Origin of the sequence: Humidesulfovibrio mexicanus, from assembly GCF_900188225.1 — a bacterium.
GTDB classification, from domain to species: Bacteria; Desulfobacterota; Desulfovibrionia; order Desulfovibrionales; family Desulfovibrionaceae; genus Humidesulfovibrio; species Humidesulfovibrio mexicanus.
On sequence record NZ_FZOC01000002.1, the window covers coordinates 96,699 to 115,545 of the forward strand.

Consider the following 18,847-nt stretch of genomic DNA (forward strand, 5'->3'; position numbering starts at 1 on the left):
CCCCGGAGGAGCTGTCAAGGGAAAGCGTGGCGCGCGCTACTCTTCGGTTTCCAGATCGATGAGTCCGAGGCGGGCGGCGTAGCGCACCAGGGCCACCGGGCTTTTGATGCCCAGCTTGGCCAGGATGTTCGTGCGGTGGTTCTCTACCGTCTTGCGCGAGATGAACAGCCGCTCGGCGATGACGGCCGGGGCGTGCCCCTCGGCCAGCAGACGGAGCACCTGCTGCTCCCGGCGCGAGAGCTTGCCGTAGGCGGCGTCGGTGGTGCGGGTTTCCTCGTTGGGGCGGGCGAGCAGTTCCGTCACCACGCGCGGGGAGAGGGAGCCGTCCAGGTACTGGCGTCCGGCCATGACGGCATCGAGCGCCTGCAGAAGCTGCTCGCGGCTGGATTCCTTGGCCAGATAGCCCGAGACACCGGCCTGGAAGGCGGTGGCGATGAAGTCCACCTTGGAATGCATACTGAGCATGACCACCTTGGTCTGCGGGGCCAGGGCCAGGATGTCCCGCGCCAGGTCGATGCCGTTGCCGTCGGGCAGCGAGATGTCCACAATGACAAGATCGGGCTTGATGCTGCGCGCCTGGGCCAGGCCCTCGGCGCAGTTTCCGGCTTCGCCGGCTATTTCGTAGGCGGCCCCGGAGCGGACGATGGTTTTCAGTCCGTCGCGGAACATTGGGTGATCGTCAATGATGAGAATCTTGTATTTCGCCGACATTGTTACGGTTCTCCACTGGTATTTCGATGTGTACGAGCATTCCCCGGCCCGGGCGCGAGCGCAGGCTCATCAGACCTCCCAAAAGCCGGGCGCGTTCCCTCATGCCCCAAAGGCCCATGCGTCGCGCTTCGCGGAATTCCTCCTGGCGCTTTTCCAGGTCCACGCCCTGGCCGTTGTCCTCCACGCGGACAATGACGCTGGGATGGGAGTGCACCATGCGCACGGTGACCTGGGTCGCGTGGGCGTGCTTGCGGATGTTTGTGAGGGATTCCTGAACCATTCTGTAAATATGGATTTGCGTCTCGAAACCGAGGCGCAGGCCGTCCATGCCGTCGGCATAGAAGTCCACGGCGATGCCGGTGCGGGTGGCGAAGTCCGCGCAGTAGCGCGACATGGTGCGCACCAGCCCCAGGTCCTCAAGCCCCGGCGGCAAAAGATCGTACGCCAGGTCGCGGATGGCGGTGATGGCGGCCGAGAGCCTATCCGCCAGGGAGGCCAGCTGGCGCGGAAGCGATTCGGCGTCCGGTCCGGGCGGATCGAGCAGGCCGCCAAGGTCCATTTTGAGGGTGGCCAGGTCCTGGGCAAGATGGTCGTGCAGCTCCGTGGCGATGCGCAGGCGCTCGGTCTCCTGGGCCTTGATGAGCTCACGCGAGAGCACGAGCATGTGGGCCTCGGTGCGGGCGGTCTGGGCCAGGCGGCCAAGCTTGTCGGCCACGGCGTCCAGCAGGTTGCGCTCCTCCCGCAGGAACGGCCCCTCGTCGCTTGGCGGGCGGGGATCCAGATAGCACACCTCGATTTCGCCGATGCGCTCGCCTTGGATGGAGACGGGGCTTTTTTGGCAGGCCGCGCCGCGCGTGCGCCGGTAGTTCCCGGTGCGGATGTCGTGCTCGCCTTGCGGGGTGCTCATGCGGATGCGGGCGCAGGCGCTTTCCGGAAACTGCCAGGAGGCGCAGACAAGTTCCGCCACCTGCCGGAGAACCTCCTCCATGGGCAGCTCGCGGTTTTGCGCCAGACGCGAGATGGCATAGAGGCAGTTGAGCTCCTTCACGCGCTCGCGCAGGGCGCGCAGCACCCGTTCGTGCTCCAGCGCAAGCGCCGCGTCGCGGGCCTCGCCTTCGCGCAGTCGTGCGAGCTCCTCCGCGAGCTGTGCCTTTGTCTTGCGCATGTCCTGCATGGGTGTCCGCCTGGCGCACCGGGTTCGCCCCGGAACCCCGAACGCTAGCACGGGGCGTGCGCCGCGCCAAGTCCGGGGTGGGGCTCCCCCCCGGCCGGGGCCGGAGGGGAGCTGTACGTCCGTCTAGCTTTCCAGGATCTTCCTGGCGGTTTCGTCCTGCACTTCGGTGATGAAGGGAATGCCGGTCTCCACGGCCGTCTCGCGGTTGGCGGCGGCGATGTCGTTGCGGCTGATCTGCGAGAGGGTGAAGCGGCGCGCCCCGGCCAGCAACTGCTGCAGGCCAGCGGAGAGCTTGTCGGCCAGGGTGCAGAAGGCGATGGCTCCGTAGGGGATGTTCTTCATCTCCTTGGCGCCCACGCGCTTTTTGACATCCTCAAAGCAGGCGAAGATCTGTTCCGGGCTCTTGCCCAGGTCGCTGACGGTCTTGGGCAGGGCGTCCCAGTTGCCGTGAACCTTCTCGCGGCGCTCGGGATGGAGCGCGCCCTCGATGTTGGCCCCCAGGAAGCCGGGGATCATGATGGCGCGGCCCATGCAGATGAGTTTGACGAAGGGCGCGCCCAGCGCCATGGCCTTGAACACGTGGTCCTCGCGGGCGAAGCCGCCGGCGAAGGACATGTCCACCACCTTCTGGCCGCGCGCGGCGAGCAGGGCCGCGTATTCGCGCGCCTTGGCGTGCAGCAGGATGGACGGCACGCCCCAGGTCTCCATCATGTTCCAGGGGCTCATGCCGGTGCCGCCGCCGGAGCCGTCGATGGTCAGGAGGTCAAGTCCGGCATCGGTGGCGTACTTGATGCTCATGGCCAGCGCTTCCATGCCGTAGGAGCCGGTCTTGAGGGAGATGCGCTTGTAGCCCAGCTTGCGCAGGTAGGCCACGGCCTCCATGAAGTTCTCGCGCACCTGGGCCTCGGTGGAGAGGTCGGTGTAGCCGAGGCGGCTGTGGCGGGCGAAGCCGTGGATGGCGCCGCTCTTGAACGCCTCCTGGACCTTCTTGTCCTCGGGGTCCGGGTCCACCAGGTAGCCGCGCTTCTTGAGGAAGAGGGCGTAATCCAGGCTGGTGACCTCGATTTCGCCGCCGATGTTCTTGGCGCCCTGGCCCCACTTGAGCTCCAGGCAGACCTTGTCGCCGTATTTGTTGATGACGTACTCGGCCACGCCGTTGCGCGTGTCCTCCACGTTCATCTGCACAATGATGGCCCCAAACCCGTCGTTGTAGCGCAGGTAGGTCTCCACGCGGCGGTCCAGTTCCGGGGCCTTGGTGATCTTCTTGCCCGTGAGCTTGCTTTCGCGATCCACGCCGACCACGTTTTCGCCCACCACCACGGGGATGCCCGCCAGCGAACCGCCGATGGCGAAGGAGTCCCAGTACTTGGCGGCGATGAAGGTGGAGCCCAGCGCGCCGGTCATGAGCGGCAGGCGGCATTTGACGGGGTCCTGGCGGCCGAAGGTGGTCTCAAGGTTGACCTTGGTGAACAGGCAGTTGTCCGGCGAGTTGGACACGCCCTTGGCCAGGCCGTCGGCGCCGTAGTTGTAGCCCTGGATGCGCAGGGAGTTGTAGCTGACGCCCACGTGGCAGGTGTTGCCGCTGCCCGCGGTGACCTTGCCGAAGTCGCGCGGGTAGAGCAGGCTGCGGCCCTTGAGGCTGGAGAGCCACGTCTCGCACTTGCCGGCGCAGTCGCTGCGGCACAGGGTGCACAGGCCGGACTCGCAGGGGTTGCCCCTGTTCATGGTGTTCAGAACGTCATTGCTTTTGGACCACTGAGACATGTTACCTCCAAGCTGGAATGATTCCCCCGAGAAACACAATTGCCCCTGCCCTTGGCGCGTGCGCGGCGCAAAAAAAGCGGACGGTCCCCCCGCGATTTGCGGGGACGGCCGTCCGCGCGCCTGCGTGCGGTGCGTCAGGAGAACCCGCGCGGGTACTCCTCGACCATCCGGCGCGAGGACACCTGATTGGAGAGAAAGGCGACCTTCTCCTCCAGGGCCTCCACCTTCTTGCGCAGCGTGCGCAGCTCCTGTTCCATCAGCTCCTTCTCGGCGCGTTCCGTCGCCTCGGCCCGGAACTGCCTGTGCGCGTATTCGGAATTGCTCGGCATGGTTCCCACCTCCCGCTGAACGGCGCTCCCATGCAGTTGCATAGGCTGCCGGGAAAGAGTCCTATGATGTCTTGTGGTATCCCTGCGCGTGGCTACGGGAAATAGGTGAAAGCGCCATTTGGGGCGGGATATCGGCGCTGTCTGTTCGGGAGTATCTCCCGTTATAGGGAGTTTTTCCCGAATGCGGTGAGCGGAGAACAGAGAATCGCCGTTGCCGATCGACGGATCACGGCGGCTTGAGCGGCGGTGCGAAGGGGAGGCGGACGCGAGCGAAACGCCCCGCCGGAGCGCAACTCCGACGGGGCGTTTCGTGTTTGGAAGGCCGGAACTAGCCGCCGGTCTTCATGCGTTCGATGATGGTGCGCAGGGTTTGCGCCTGGTTGGCCAACTCGCCCACGGCCTGCGCCGACTCGTTCATGGCGCTGGCGGTCTCCCCGGAGATGCGGTTGATGTCCTCGATGCTGCGGCCGATCTCCTCGCTGGCGGCGGACTGTTCCTCGCTGGCCGCGGCGATGGAGCGCACCTGGTCGGTGGAGACATCCACCATGGAGACGATCTGGGTGAGGGCCTCGCCGGACTGGTTGGCCAGATCCGTGGCCTGCTCGATGGTGGCCACGGAGTGCTCCACGTTTTCCAGGTTCTTCCTGGCGCCGAGCTGGATGCCGCTGACCGCGTCGCCCACTTCCTTGGTGGCGGTCATGGTCTTTTCGGCCAGCTTGCGCACCTCGTCGGCCACCACGGCGAAGCCGCGTCCGGCGTCGCCCGCGCGGGCGGCCTCGATGGCGGCGTTGAGCGCCAGCAGGTTGGTCTGGTCGGCGATGTCGCTGATGACGTTCATGATCTGGCCGATGCCCTCGGCCTGCTTGCCCAGTTGGGCCATGTCGTCCTTGAGGACGACGGACTTCCGCTGGACCTCGGTGATGCTCTCCACGGCCTTTTTGACCACCTGGGCGCCCTCGGCCGCCTTGGCCTTCGCTCCGGCGGAGGAGTCCGCCGCCTGGGAGGCGTTCTTGGCCACCTCAAGCACGGTGGCGTTCATCTCCTCCATGGCCGTGGCGGTTTCGGCCACGCGCTGGGACTGGATCTCGGTGCCGCGGCTGGACTGCTCGATCTGGGCGGAGAGCTCCTCGCTCGCGGAGCTGATGACCTCCACAATGGTCTCCAGCTGCTGTGCGGCGTGGATCATGCCTTCGGTCTTGGCCCGCTCGGCCTGCAGCTTGGCCTCCACGGCCTCGGTCTGGTCCAGCCATATGGAGATGGTGCCAAGAAGCTGGCCCTTTGCGCCGAAGAAGGGCGAGGACGAGATGCGCACGTGCCGCTTTTTCCCGGTCCTGGTCTCGACATCGGCATCGGAGCGAAGGGGCTTCTTTTCCCGCAAGGCGCGGGTGGAAACGGTCTCGCGGCTTTTTTCGCCGAAGATGAATTCGCCGGAACCCCGTCCATAGTAGTCTTCCGGCTTGCCGGGAATTTCCATCAGGTCGGTCATGGCCTGGTTGGAGTAGAGCAGGGTGTCGTCCGGCCCGAACACGGAGAAGGGCGCGGCCACGCCGCTCATGAGGCCCTGGCTGAAGGCCAGCTCCTTGCGCAGCTTGTCGACCATGACCCGTATCGCATCGGCGAGCTCGCCGATTTCGTCCTTGAGCCGGATGTCCAGCTCGGCGCTGAAGTCGCCATTGGCGATGCGCTTGGAGAAATCCACGCAGCCGGTGAGGGGCCTGTGGATGCGTCGGCCTGTGTACACGCAGGCCAGGGTCATGAGCAGCATCACCAGCGCGCCGCCGCACAGGGCGAGGGTGAGCATGGTCTTGGAGGCGCTGTCGTAGTCGGCCAGAATGGCGGCGGAACGCTTGTCCTGCAACTTGGTGAGCTCGGCCAACACCACCTTGATATCGCGCCAGACCGGGGTTTCCTTGCTCCGCAGCAGTTCCGCCGCCTCGGCGGTCTTGCCTTCCCCGGCCAGGGCCATCACCTCAAGCTTCAGCTTGTGGGCCTGGTCCCACAGTTCTGCCAGCTTGGGCAGGCCGTCCTTGAGGGGCCCCTGCACCTTGGCGCGCACCAGGTCCAGATCCTCATGGAAGGATTGATTTGCGGCTTCGTAGTTCTTTTTCGCCTTGTCGTCCGCCGGGTTGAGCACCACGTTGCGCGTGGCCTGCTCGGTCTGCAGGCCCTGGGCGTACATGTCGCGGAAGGCCGCGCTGACGGGTTCCTCTTCATTGACGATTATATGGAAGGCGTGGTCGGCCTTCTGGGAAGAGAGCCACAACATGCCGAGCAGCACGCCGCAGCCGCAGACGGTGAGCGCCGTCAGAAGGATGAGCAGTTTTTTGATGTTGAGTTGCTGCATTTGTAATACTCCTGGTGTGTTGTATCGTCACGCTCTGCCCTGGACGGTCCAGGGAGGAGCGATGAATGTTCTGCTGCGCAAAAAACGGGCGCGAGGGGGGGCGACCGTTCCAAAAGTGAAAGGGGCGGCTATTTCAGCTCCGTGTGGGCGAGGGAGGGGGAGCGATGACGCTGCTGGCCCACTATTGCGTATGTTTATGCGCGAATTTCTGGTTGAAGTCAAAGTGTTCAACATGGGAGAAAGGCATTTACCCCGTATCGGGGCTGAAAAGACAGACGTATTTTTTTTAAAAAAACTACGTATCGTGCTCACGGCGTATGACGCGAGATGAGGGCGCACCCTTGGAGGCCTGTTTTGATTGCCCGCAATCGAGCGCAGGCCTGGGGAGCGGCTGGCCTGATGCTTTCGTGAACGCTTTTTTCTTGCCGTGCCCGGGCGATATGGCGTAAGCGAATCCATACTTGGGAACGTTGCGGCGTGTGCTCACCCGCCGTCATTCCATTCTGGAGGAAGCCGATGATCGACCCTGTGCGTATTGTCCTTGGCCGGAGTCCTGCCCCGCGAGTGTTTCTGGCGCTGACCCTGGCGTCGTGCCTGCTTGTGTGCGCCTGCGGCAAGGGCGACGACGACGCGAAGGACGACCAGCCCGTCGCGGTCGCCACTCTTGTGCTGCAGCCCAGGACCGTGCCTTTGGTGTCGGAATTCACGGGCCGCACGGACTCCGAGTCCACGGTGGAGCTCCGGGCGCGCATCAGCGGTTTTCTTAAAAAGATAAATTTTGTTGAGGGCTCCCTGGTCAAGAAGGGGGATCTGCTCTTCGTCATCGACCCCGTGGAGCAGCAGAACACCCTGGCCCGCACCAGCGCCGACGTGGCCCGCGACAAGGCCCAGCTGGACTACGCGCGCAAAGAGCGCGCGCGCTTCGAGGCCCTGGTGAAGCAGGGCGCCGTGAGCCAGCAGGAGTACGACGCCAAGGTGACCAACGAGCGGCAGCTTGCCGCCAGCGTGGCCGCAGCCGCCGCCACGGCCAGCGAGGCCCGCGTGAATTTGGGCTACACCCGGGTGCTGGCCCCGCAGGACGGCCGCATCGGCAAGAGCAATTTCAAGGTGGGCGATCTGGTGAACCCTGGAGAGAACAGCCTTCTGGCCACCATCTCCGCCACGGACAACTTCACCGTCACCTTCAACATCACCGAGCGCGACTACCTTTACGTGGCCAAGGAGTATGTGGAGGCCAAGGCCAAGGGCGCGGAGTACAAGCCGCAGCCCGCCACGGTGGTCCTGGCGGACGGGTCGGTGTATCCCCACCAAGGCTTCATCGACATGGCCGACCGGGCCATCGACCCCTCCACCGGAACGCTTCCCGTGCGCGCGGTGTTCCCCAATCCCGACGGCATCATCAAGCCCGGCCTCTTCGCCAAGGTGCGCATCGAGGGCGGCGTGGCCCAGAACGCTCTGCTCGTGCCCGAACAGGCCATCAGCGACGTGCAGGGCAACAAGATCGTCTTCGTGGTGGACAAGGACGGCAAGGCCCAGAGCCGCCCGGTGACGTTCGGCCGCCGGGTGGAGGCCGCCTTCCTTGCGGAAAAGGGGCTGGCCCCCGGCGAGACCATCATCGTCGACGGTTGGCAGAAGGTGCGCAGCGGCACTCCCGTGGTTGCCGCGCCCGTCCCGCCAGCCGCCCCCGCAGGGCAGCCTGCGGCGCAGCAGGCCGCGCCCGCGGCAGGTCAGGGCGGCCAGTCCGGATCGTAACGAATGCCGGGGAGGGCGCGCCCTCCCCGGACGGAACAGCGCGTTTTCGCTTCCTCCATCCGATTCGGCGCGTCCGCGCCAGCACAAGGGAGCCTCTGGATGGTCAATTTCTTCATTCACCGCCCTATTTTCTCGGCCGTCATCTCCATCATCATCACCATTGTCGGCGGCCTGTGCATCGCCGTTCTGCCCGTCTCCCAGTTTCCCAGCCGCATCGCGCCCTCCACCGTGCAGGTGGTGGCCAGCTACAGCGGCGCCAGCGCCCAGGTGGTGGAGGAGACCGTGGCCGCGCCCATCGAGCAGCAGGTGAACGGCGCGGACGGAATGCTCTACATGAACTCCGTGAGCTCCAACGACGGCCGCATGGTGCTGAACGTCTCGTTTGACGCCAATCGCGATCTGGAGCTGGCCACGGTGGACGTGCAGAACCGCGTGCAGCTGGCCACGCCAAGCCTGCCTGCGGACGTGACCCGCGCGGGCGTTTCGGTGATGAAGCAGTCGCCGGACATGGTGCTGGTGGTGAACCTCACTTCGCCCAAGGGCATCTACGACTCGCTGTTTCTGGAGAACTACGCGCGCATCAATCTCGTGGACGCCATCAGCCGCATTCCCGGCGTGGGCAACGTGACCCTGGCGGCCAACCTCACCTATGGAATGCGCGTCTGGCTCGATCCGAACAAGATGACCGAGCTGGGCCTGACCGCCGTGGATGTGGCCAACGCCATTTCCGAACAGAACGTGCAGGCTCCGGCGGGTCAGTTCGGCCAGCAGCCAGCACCGGAAATCGTCGCCAACCAGATCACCGTGCAGGTGAAGGGGCGGCTCAGCGAACCCTCGGAGTTCGAGAACATCATTCTGCGGGCGGGCACGGCCGGCAACATCGTCCGCGTAAAGGACGTGGGCCGCGTGGAACTGGGCAGCGAGAGCTACCGCGGCTACTCCAGGCTCAACACCCAGCCCACCTCCACCATCTGCATCTACCAGCTGCCCGGCGCCAACGCCATCGACCTGTCCAACAAGCTGCGCGCGCTCATGGCCGACCGCGCCAAGAGCTTCCCCGAGGGCATGGAGTACAAGATCCCCTTCGACACCACGCGCTTTGTGCGCGCCTCCATCGAAAGCGTGCTGCACACGCTTTTCGAGGCGGTGATCCTGGTGCTCGTGGTGGTGTTCATCTTCCTGCAGGACTGGCGGGCCACCCTCATTCCCATGATCACGGTGCCGGTGGCGCTCATCGGCACGTTCGCCTCGTTCCCGCTTCTGGGCTTCTCCATCAACACCATAACGCTCTTCGCCATGGTGCTGGCCATCGGCATCGTGGTGGACGACGCCATCGTGGTGGTGGAGGCCGTGCAGCACAAGATCGATCACGACGGGCTTGCGCCCATCGAGGCCACAAAAAAGGCCATGTCCGAGGTGGCCGGGCCCATCGTGGCCATTTCCCTGGTGCTCATGAGCGTGTTTCTGCCCTCGGCCTTCATGAGCGGCACCACCGGACGCCTGTACCAGCAGTTCGCGGTGACGGTGGCCGTTTCCGTGGGTATTTCGGCCCTGAACGCGCTGACCCTCTCCCCGGCCCTGTGCTCCATCCTGCTCCGCCCCGCCCAGGAGAAGTCCGGTGCGCTGGGCCGCTTCTTCGGGGCCTTCAACCGCGGCTTCGAATCCTTGACGCGCGGGTACGGCGAGCTGGTGAAGAAGGCCATCCGCATGTCGGGCATCGTCTTGTTGGCCCTGGGCGGCGTGGTGCTGGGCACGGGCGGGGTGCTCAAGGTGCTGCCCACGGGCTTTGTGCCCAGCGAGGACATGGGCTACTACATCGTGGCCGTGAACCTGCCCGAGGCGGCCTCCCTCAAGCGCAACGACGCGCTGGTGAAGAAGATGGAGGCCGTGCTGGTGAACGACCCCGCCGTGGCCGACACCATCGTGCTGGGCGGGCTGAACATCCTCACCGGCGGCTACAGCTCCTACACCTCCTGCCTGTTCGTGGTGCTCAAGCCCTGGGACGAGCGCACCACGCCGCAGCTTTCCCTGGGCGCTTCGCTCAAGCGCGCCCAGGCCGCCTTCAGCCAGATGCCGGAGGCCCGCATCGTCTGCATTCCGCCGCCAACCGTGCCCGGCATGGGCAGTACCGGCGGCTACCAGTTCGAGATGCAGGACCGCGGCAGCAAATCCGTGGCCGAGCTGGCCCGGAATTCGGGCGAGCTGTGGAAGGCCGTGGCCGCGAACAAGGCCGTTGGCGGGGCTTTTACGGACTTCAGCGTGAACGTGCCGCAGTACTTCTTCGACGTGGACCGGGAGAAGGTGAAGAGCCAGGGCGTGGCCTTGAGCGACGTGTTCAACACCCTGCAGATCATGCTTGGCGGAAAGTACGTCAACGACTTCAACAAGTTTGGGCGCACATACAGGGTAATGCTCCAGGCCGAGTCCCAATACCGCGCCACGGAGGCGGATCTCTCCCGCTTCTTTGTGCGCAATTCCTCCGGGGTCATGGTGCCCCTGAACACCTTGGGCGCGGGCGCCAGCATCAAGGGGCCGGAATACATCCGCCGCTACAACCTGTACCGCGCGGTGGAGTTCACCTCCGGCGCGGCGCCGGGCCACAGCACGGGTGAACTCATCGCCGCAGTGGAGCGGGCTGCGGCCAAGAACCTGCCGCAGGGCTACGGCATGGAGTGGACGGGCATCGCCTTTCAGGAGAAGCAGTCCGGTTCGCAGGCCGTGGTGGCCTTCGGCATGGGCCTCTTGATGGTTTTCCTGGTGCTGGCCGCGCAGTACGAGTCCTGGTCCATCCCCTTCGCGGTCATCCTGTCCATTCCCACCAGCGTGTTCGGCGCCATGACGGGCCAGATGCTGCGCGGCTTCGACAACAACGTGTACGCGCAAATCGGCCTGGTTGTGCTCATCGGCCTGGCGGCCAAGAACGCCATCCTCATCGTGGAGTTCGCCAAGGTGCGGCGCGAGTCCGGCCTGCCCACGGCCGAGGCCGCTCTGGAAGGCGCGTTGGCGCGCTTCCGGCCCATCCTCATGACCAGCTTCGCCTTCATCCTGGGCGTGGTGCCCCTGGCCCTGGCCAAGGGCGCGGGCGCGGCCGCGCGCAATACCATGGGCACGGCGGTGTTCGGCGGAATGCTGTGCGCCGCGGCCATGGGCGTGGTGCTCATTCCCGTGCTGTACAGCGTTATCCAGAACCTTTCGGAGCGCCTGCGCGCCAAGCGCGGGCCAGGCGCGCAGGGCGGCAAGGGGGGCGCATGAGCGCATGACCGGGCAGAAGGCGCGTACCGGGCGGCTCGCCGCCTCGCTGCACCGCCTGCTCATCCGGCGGCTGCTGGGCATGACGGCGCTGATTTGCGCGCTCATGGCCGGCGGCGCGTTCCTGCGCATGTACACGCAGTATGACGATCTGGTCATTGAGAATTCCCTGCGCGGGGCCGAGGACTTCCGGACCGTTGTTTTGCCGCTTCTGGACGCCCCTGGCCCGCTGAATCCGGACAAGGTGCAGGCCGCCCTGGACTCCCTGTCCGGCGGCCCCAGGCGGCCCACCCTTGGCTTCACCGCCTCTGTGCGCGTCCTGGACTCCCGGTCCGTCGTGCTGGCGCGCCGCGCCGTGACCAGCTATCCGTTGGCGGGGGAAGTGGAAGGCTACCTGGACCGCCACGGCTACCGCTTCCAGCCCGGCCAAGTGGTCCAGAGCCGCGAGATGGTCAGCATTGGCGGCAAGCCGCACCTGCACCTTGCCGTGTCGCTGTCCAACAGCAAGGGCGTTGTGCGGGCCTACGCCGAGAGCGTGTACGCCGTGTCGCAGCTGGTGCAGGACGACATCGCCGCCGGGATGCTGCGCAGCGTGCTGACCGTGGTTCTGGTGGCGCTGGCCACCACGCTCTTGCTCTATCCGGTCATCATTCGTCTGTTGCGCCGGGTGACCGGCCTTTCCGTGCACCTGCAGGAGGCCAACCTGGAAACCCTGCGCGTGCTGGGCAGCGCCATCGCCAAGCGCGATTCCGACACCGACCGCCACAACTACCGCGTCACCATCTATTCCGTGCGTCTGGCCGAGGCGCTGGACCTCACCGGCCGGGCCATCCGCTCCCTGGTCAAGGGGGCCATGCTGCACGATGTGGGCAAGATCGGCATTCGCGACGCGGTGCTTTTGAAGCCCGGCGCCCTCAGCGATCGCGAGTACCGCGAGATGCAGTCCCACGTGCAGCACGGGCGCGATATCGTGTCCCAGGCCAGCTGGCTTTCCGACGCCATGGACGTCATCAGCGGCCACCATGAGCGCTACGACGGCTCCGGCTATGACAAGGGGCTGGCCGGGGTGGACATTCCGCTGGCGGCGCGGCTCTTCGCCGTGGCCGACGTGTTCGACGCCCTCACCTCGCGCCGCCCGTACAAGGAGCCCTACAGCTTCGAGGAATCCATGCGCATTCTGGAACTGGGCCGCGGAAACCAGTTCGACCCGGTCGTGCTCGACGCCTTCCGGCACATTGCGCGCGGCCTTTACGACACCGTGGCCCAGGCCGACGAGAACTGGCTCAAGGACTGCCTGCAGCGGATTTTTGAGACCTACTTCATCGGAGACATCGAGGAGATGCTGTCCGGCATGGAGGAGTTGGTTTCCGGGCGCGCGTCCGCTCACGGCGACAGGAGCCCCCAGAACTGACTCCACCCTTGGGCGCCTGGTTGACAGACGCTTTCCCGCGTATTAGTTCAGTCGAACGAATGAAAGTGCGGGAGGGCTGCGGGTGAAGGCGAAGGAGCCACGGAGCAACGACAAGGAGACGCGCCAACGGCTCGTCCAGGCGGGATCCAGGCTGTTCGGTCTGCACGGTTTCGAGGCCACGGGCACGCGCGCCCTGGCCCAGGAGGCCGGGGTGAACCTTTCGGCCATTGTCTACCACTTTGGCGGCAAGGAAGGGCTGTACCGAGCCGTGCTTGAGCACGTCATCGCCGTGAAGCACGAGGAGGTCGGGGCCGACATGGCCCGGGTGCTGTTCGCCTGCCAGAATCCCGCCTCCACGCGGGAAGAGCTGCTTGCGGCTCTGCGCGGACTTGTGCGGACCATGGTCGAGGTGATGCTCGGCAGTTCGGAATCGCAGAGCTTCAGCCAGATCATGATGCAGGAGCAGATAGCCCCCACCAACGCCTACGATGTGTGCCACGATGGGTTTTTCGCCCGCGTGCATTCCATGTGGGCCATGCTGCTGGGGCGGCTTTTCGGCCTGCCGCCGGACAGCCTGGAGCTCAAGCTTCGGGCCTTGTCGGTCATGGGGCAGATGGTCATCTTTCGCGTCGGCATGACCGGCATTCTCAAGGTCGTGGGCGCGGAAAGGCTGTCGCGGGAGCATTTGGACTGCATCGGCAGACTCTGCGTGCAGCAGGTGGAGGCCATGGTTGCGGGCTACTCCCCGGTATGTCCGGGTGCGGCGCCCAGCCCGGAGGACGGCGTATGAACAGGAAGCGTCTGATCGCCATCGCCGGGGCGGCCGCCCTGTGCGCGCTGGCTTGGTTCATTTTCCGCAACGGCGCGGATGCCAACGGAAAGGTGAAGCTTTACGGCAACGTGGACATTCGCGAGGTGGAGCTGTCGTTTCGCGTGCCGGGACGGCTGGCCGAGGTGCGCGTGGACGAGGGGGACGCCGTGAAGGCCGGGGACGTGCTGGCCACCCTGGACGCCCAGCGCTACCGCGACGCCCTGGCCAAGGCCATGGGCGACCGCGACGTGGCGGCGGCCAACATGGCCAAGTTCCGGGCGGGCTACCGCAACGAGGAAGTGGGGCAGGCCCGCGCCCTGGTGTCGCAGATGGAGGCCCAGGTGGAAAACGCCGTGCGCGTGGCCCGCCGCCGCGAGGAGCTTTTGAAGAGCGGGGCCATCTCCGCCCAGGAGCGCGACGACGCCGTGGCCCAGCGCGATGCGCTGCTGGCCCAGTTGCAGAGCGCGCGCAAGGGCTTTCAGCTTCAGTCCTCGGGCTACCGCGCCGAGGAGGTGCAGGGCGCGGCGGCGGGTCTGCGCGCCGCAGAGGCCGCCGTTGCCGCCGCCATGACCGACCTTGCCGACACCGAGATCATCGCCCCGGCCGACGGGCGCGTGCTCTCCCGCGTGCGCGAGCCTGGGGCCATGGCCCAGGCCGGGGCCACGGTGCTGGTGGTCTCGCTCCAGCGTCCGGTGTGGGTGCGGGCCTATGTCCCGGAGCCCCTGCTGGGCAAGGTGCGCCTGGGAATGCCGGTGTTGGTGCGCACGGACAGCCGTCCGGACACGCCCTATCCCGGCACCGTGGGCTTCATCTCCCCCGTGGCCGAGTTCACCCCCAAGAACGTGGAGACCGAGGCCCTGCGCACGGACCTGGTGTACCGGCTGCGCATCGTGGTGGACGCCCCGGACGGCGGCCTGCGCCAGGGGATGCCGGTCACCGTGACGGCCGACCCGTCGCGGCCGGACAAGCCGGTTGCGACGGAAGCCGCAGCGGCACCGGCAAACGCCGGGGCCGCAGGTGCGGGCAAGGCCGCGGACCCTGCCGCCGCCTTCAATGCCGCCGCCGCCGAGGCCGCCGCCGCGGCCGCAGGCACCAGGCCCTCCGCGCCAACGGCCGCCCCCGCACGTCCTTCGGCCAGCGCTCCAGGGGCCGGGAAATGAGCCTGCTCCCGGATGACGGCGGCGCGTCCGCCCTCATTGCGGGGCGCGGGCTTGTGCTGCGCTACGCCACGGCCCAGGCTGGCGCGCCGCCTGCGTTGGACGGCGTGGACGCGCGCGTGTCCGCCGGGCGCATCACCGGGCTGGTGGGTCCGGACGGCGCGGGCAAGACCAGCCTCATGCGGCTGCTGGCCGGGCTTATGCACGCCCAGGGGGGCGAGCTGTCCGTGCTGGGGCTTGATCCGGCGCGCCAGGCGCGCGAGCTGCACGAACGCATTGGCTACATGCCGCAGAAGTTCGGCCTGTATGAGGACCTCAGCGTGGGCGAGAACCTGCGCCTGTATGCGGAAGTGCGCGGCCTGCCCGGAGCGGAGCGCAAGGCGGTCTTCGAACGGTTGCTTGCCTTCACCGGTCTGGCCCCGTTCACCGCGCGCCTGGCCGGGCGGCTCTCCGGCGGCATGAAGCAGAAGCTCGGCCTGGCCTGCGCCATGATCCGGCGGCCGGAACTGTTGCTTTTGGACGAGCCCAGCGTGGGCGTGGACCCCATTTCCCGGCGCGAGCTGTGGCGCATGGTGCGCGAACTGGCCGACGACGGCATCGGCGTGGTCTGGAGCACCTCGTACCTGGACGAGGCCGAGGCCTGCGACGAGGTGCTGCTGCTCTCCGAGGGGCGGTTGTTGTTTTCGGGCAGGCCTGCGGAGCTCACCGGTCGGGTGCAGGGCCGCGTGTTCCAGGTGCGCGGCCTGCCGGACAACGCCGGGGCGAACCGGCGGGCCGTGTTGCGCCGGGCGCTGGGCCAGCCGGGCATCATCGACGGCGTGATCCAGGGCCGCCATGTGCGGCTGGTGCTGGCGCAGGGCGCGGCCCTGCCGGACCTCGCGGCCATGCGCGCCGGGGAGGGCGCCGTGCTCGCGCCCGCGCCGCCGCGCTTCGAGGACGCCTTTTTGGACGTGCTGGGCGGTGGTCCTGGCGGGGTGTCGGCCCTGGCCAAGGCCATGCGCCAGAAGCCGCCCAGCGGGACAAGCCCGGTGGAGGCGCGCGGCCTCACCAAGCGCTTTGGCGACTTCACCGCAGCCAGCGATGTCACTTTCGCCATCCGCCAGGGCGAGATCTTTGGCCTGCTTGGCCCCAACGGGGCGGGCAAGTCCACCACCTTCAAGATGATGTGCGGGCTCCTGCGTCCCTCCGAGGGGCAGGCCCTGGTGGACGGGCTGCTTTTGGGCAAAAGCAAGGGGGCCGCGCGCGAGCGCATCGGCTACATGGCGCAGAAGTTCTCCCTGTACGGCGCGCTTTCCGTGCGCCAGAACCTGGACTTCTTCTCCGGCGTGTACGGGCTGGACGGCGCGGCGCGCAAACAGGCCATCGAAGGCATGATCGAGACTTTCGGCCTGGGGCCGCACCTGTCCGATTCGGCCGACGAACTGCCGCTGGGCTTCAAGCAGCGCCTGGCGCTGGCCTGCGCGGTGATGCACGAGCCCGCCGTGCTCTTTTTGGACGAGCCCACCAGCGGCGTGGACCCCATCACCCGGCGCGAGTTCTGGACGCACATCAACGGCATGGTGGAGCGCGGGGTCACGGTGATGGTCACCACGCACTTCATGGACGAGGCCGAGTACTGCGACCGCATCGCCCTTGTGTACCGGGGGCGCGTCATCGCCCTGGGCTCGCCCGATGAGTTGAAGGACGGGGTGCGCGGCCCGGAGCTGGCCGAGCCCAGCCTGGAGGACGCCTTCGTGACGCTTGTTGGGCGCGACGACCGGGAGCGGGAGCTCCGGGAGCGCGCGGCGGCCGGGGTTGGCGGGTCGGGGAGGGCGGCGTGAGCCCGGCCCTGCGGCGGTTGGCCGCCATCATGATGAAGGAGGGGCTGCAGATCGTTCGCGATCCCTCTTCCATCCTCATCGGGATCATTCTGCCCATCTTCTTGACGTTGCTTTCCGGCTATTCCACCAATCTGGACCTGGACCACCTGCGGGTGGGCGTGGTGCTGGAGGACCATTCGCCCGAGGCTCGCGACCTGGCCGCGTCCTTTTCCTCCACGCGGTTCTTCGACGCGCGCATCGGGCATGACCGGCGCGAGTTCGCGGAGGACATGGTGTCTGGCCGGGTGCGGGGGCTCATTGTGATTCCGCAGACCTTCAGCCGGGATCTGGCCCGTGCGGATGAAAGCGTGCCGTTCCAGATCATAGCCGATGGTTCCGAACCCAACACCGCGCAGTTTTTGCAGAATTATGCGCAAGGGGTCTGGATGTCCTGGATGCAGGTGCGCGCCGAGGGCAACGGCGAGCAGTTCGCCCAGCCGGTGCGGCTCACCCCGCGCACCTGGTACAATCAGGAACTGCTGAGCCTGAACAGCCTGCTGCCCGGCGGCATGGCCATCAACCTGACGCTTATCGGCGCGCTTCTGACCGCGCTGGTGGTGGCCCGCGAATGGGAGCGCGGCACCATGGAGGCCATGCTGGCCACTCCCGTGGGACCGCTGGAGATGCTGCTCGGCAAGCTTGTGCCCTACTTCCTGTTGGGCATGGGGGCCATGTTCATCTGCCTGGGCATTACCCTGGTGGTGTTCGGCGTGCCGTTCCGGGGCTCGATTGCCGGGCTTTTCGCCGTCACCTCCGTGTTCCTGCTCTCCGCCTTGGGCATGGGGCTGTTCATCTCCTCGGTGGCGCGCAACCAGTTCGTGGCCTCGCAGGCGGCCATCCTCTCCGCGTTCATGCCCGCGTATTTCTTGTCCGGCTACGTGTTCGAACCCACCGGGATGCCCTGGCCCATCGAGCTGCTCTCCCGGGCCATTGCGGCGCGCTATTACGTGTCCTGCCTCAAGACGCTCTTCCTGGTCGGCGACGCCTGGGCGCAGCTTCTGCCCAACATGGGCGGCATGGCGCTCATCGCCCTGGCCTTCCTGGGCCTCACCCTCAAGAACACTGCGAGGACCGTGGCATGAGCGCCGCCAAATCCTCCGGCGCCGAGCGGCTGCATCGCAGCCTGCACCGGGTGCGCGCCTTGGTGGTCAAGGAGCTGCTCGCCGTGCTGCGTGACCGCAAGAGCCGCATGGTGCTCATCCTGCCCCCGCTTTTGCAGCTCACCATCTTCGCCTTCGCCGCCACGCTGGAGGTCAAAAACATCGCCCTGGCCGTGCTGGACAAGGACGGCGGCAAGGCCGCGGTGGAGCTTGTGCAGCGCTTTTCGGGTTCGCCTTCGTTTTCCCGCGTGTATCCTCTGGCTTCCCAGGGCGAGGTGGCCACGGCCCTGGAGGACGAGAAGGCCATGGCCGTGCTGGTCCTCGGCCAGGACTTCTCCCGCGACGTGGCAGCCGGGCGTCCGGCCGAGGCCCAGCTGCTGCTGGACGGCCGACGCAGCAACTCCGCCCAGATCGTGCAGGGCTATGCCCAGTCGATCGTTGAGCAGTACAACCGCGACTTGGCTGAGCGCTATGGGCAACCGGGCCCGCCCGCCACGCTGGTGGCCCGCAACTGGTTCAACCCCAACCTGGACTACCTGTGGTTCACGGTGCCGAATCTGATCGGCATGTTGACCATGGTGGTGGGGCTCATCGTCACGGCGCTTTCGGTGGCCAGGGAGCGGGAACTCGGAACCTTCGACCAGTTGTTGGTGTCGCCACTCTCCCCGCGCGAAATTCTGGCGGGCAAGACCATTCCGGCCATGATCCTGGGCGCGGTGGAGAGCGTGCTCATCGTGGTGGCGGCCATTGTGGCCTTCCGCATCCCCTGCGTGGGCTCGCTGTTTGTCCTGGCGCTGGCCATGCTGCTGTTTTTGTTTTCCGTGGTGGGCTTCGGGCTGTTCATCTCGTCGTTGTGCAACACGCAGCAGCAGGCCATCCTGGGCACCTTCACCTTCATGATGCCCGCCACGCTGCTTTCCGGCTTCGCCACGCCCATCGAAACCATGCCGATGTTCCTGCAGGTGGTTTCCCTGGCCAACCCGCTGCGGCATTTTCTGGTGGCGGTGCGCGCCATCATGCTCAAGGGGATGCCCGCCTTCATGGTGCTCGACACCCTCTGGCCGCTGGTGGTCATCGGGGCCGTCACCCTGGCGCTGGCGGGCTGGCTGTTCCGCAGGGGCATCGGCTAGCGGGACGCCTGTATCGGCGCGCCCCCCTTTCGCCCCTTCGCGGGATTTGCTATCAT

14 protein-coding genes are annotated in these 18,847 nt (G+C 66.6%); 9 read left to right on the forward strand and 5 right to left on the reverse strand.

Annotation, left to right across the window (positions count from 1 at the left end; all coding sequences use genetic code 11):
* Positions 1-36: 36 nt before the first annotated feature.
* From CHB73_RS04225 to CHB73_RS04245, 5 genes are all read right to left on the reverse strand, one after another.
* A complete protein-coding gene (locus tag CHB73_RS04225; RefSeq protein WP_089272452.1) occupies positions 37-711 on the reverse strand; it encodes a response regulator in 675 nt (224 codons plus the stop codon).
* The gene (locus CHB73_RS04230; RefSeq protein WP_089272454.1) at positions 680-1,885 is read right to left on the reverse strand and encodes a sensor histidine kinase; all 1,206 of its coding nucleotides are present in this window, start codon (positions 1,883-1,885) and stop codon (positions 680-682) included. Before CHB73_RS04230 ends, CHB73_RS04225 begins: the two co-directional genes overlap by 32 nt.
* A 123-nt stretch (positions 1,886-2,008) precedes the next feature.
* Positions 2,009-3,649, reverse strand: coding sequence for a glutamate synthase-related protein (locus CHB73_RS04235; RefSeq protein ID WP_089272456.1), 1,641 nt, complete (start codon positions 3,647-3,649; stop codon positions 2,009-2,011).
* 134 nt (positions 3,650-3,783) lie between these two features.
* Positions 3,784-3,978 carry a hypothetical protein gene (locus tag CHB73_RS04240; RefSeq protein WP_089272458.1) on the reverse strand — a complete coding sequence of 65 codons (195 nt, stop codon included), beginning with the start codon at positions 3,976-3,978 and terminating at the stop codon, positions 3,784-3,786.
* A gap of 328 nt (positions 3,979-4,306) precedes the next feature.
* Complete coding sequence (locus CHB73_RS04245) at positions 4,307-6,322, reverse strand: methyl-accepting chemotaxis protein (protein WP_143337307.1); 2,016 nt, start codon at positions 6,320-6,322, stop codon at positions 4,307-4,309.
* 61 nt (positions 6,323-6,383) lie between these two features.
* On the opposite strand from CHB73_RS04245, the gene CHB73_RS16390 reads away from it, so the two are divergent.
* From CHB73_RS16390 to CHB73_RS04285, 9 genes are all read left to right on the forward strand, one after another.
* Positions 6,384-6,653 carry a hypothetical protein gene (locus tag CHB73_RS16390; RefSeq protein ID WP_143337308.1) on the forward strand — a complete coding sequence of 90 codons (270 nt, stop codon included), beginning with the start codon at positions 6,384-6,386 and terminating at the stop codon, positions 6,651-6,653.
* A 185-nt stretch (positions 6,654-6,838) separates the two neighbouring features.
* Positions 6,839-8,074 carry an efflux RND transporter periplasmic adaptor subunit gene (locus CHB73_RS04250; protein ID WP_089272460.1) on the forward strand — a complete coding sequence of 412 codons (1,236 nt, stop codon included), beginning with the start codon at positions 6,839-6,841 and terminating at the stop codon, positions 8,072-8,074.
* A gap of 99 nt (positions 8,075-8,173) precedes the next feature.
* Complete coding sequence (locus tag CHB73_RS04255) at positions 8,174-11,326, forward strand: efflux RND transporter permease subunit (protein ID WP_089272462.1); 3,153 nt, start codon at positions 8,174-8,176, stop codon at positions 11,324-11,326.
* A gap of 4 nt (positions 11,327-11,330) precedes the next feature.
* Positions 11,331-12,734 (forward strand): HD-GYP domain-containing protein, encoded by a 1,404-nt coding sequence (locus tag CHB73_RS04260; protein WP_089272464.1) that lies wholly within the window; start codon positions 11,331-11,333, stop codon positions 12,732-12,734.
* 82 nt (positions 12,735-12,816) lie between these two features.
* Entirely contained in the window at positions 12,817-13,524 is a 708-nt protein-coding gene (locus CHB73_RS04265; protein ID WP_089272466.1) for a CerR family C-terminal domain-containing protein, read from the forward strand.
* Positions 13,521-14,705 (forward strand): secretion protein HlyD, encoded by a 1,185-nt coding sequence (hlyD, locus tag CHB73_RS04270; RefSeq protein ID WP_089272468.1) that lies wholly within the window; start codon positions 13,521-13,523, stop codon positions 14,703-14,705. The genes CHB73_RS04265 and hlyD overlap by 4 nt, the downstream gene beginning before the upstream one ends.
* Positions 14,702-16,522 (forward strand): ATP-binding cassette domain-containing protein, encoded by a 1,821-nt coding sequence (locus tag CHB73_RS04275; RefSeq protein WP_089272470.1) that lies wholly within the window; start codon positions 14,702-14,704, stop codon positions 16,520-16,522. Before hlyD ends, CHB73_RS04275 begins: the two co-directional genes overlap by 4 nt.
* Positions 16,519-17,643 carry an ABC transporter permease gene (locus CHB73_RS04280; protein ID WP_235641509.1) on the forward strand — a complete coding sequence of 375 codons (1,125 nt, stop codon included), beginning with the start codon at positions 16,519-16,521 and terminating at the stop codon, positions 17,641-17,643. The genes CHB73_RS04275 and CHB73_RS04280 overlap by 4 nt, the downstream gene beginning before the upstream one ends.
* Entirely contained in the window at positions 17,640-18,791 is a 1,152-nt protein-coding gene (locus tag CHB73_RS04285) for an ABC transporter permease (RefSeq protein ID WP_089272472.1), read from the forward strand. Before CHB73_RS04280 ends, CHB73_RS04285 begins: the two co-directional genes overlap by 4 nt.
* Positions 18,792-18,847: the final 56 nt, after the last annotated feature.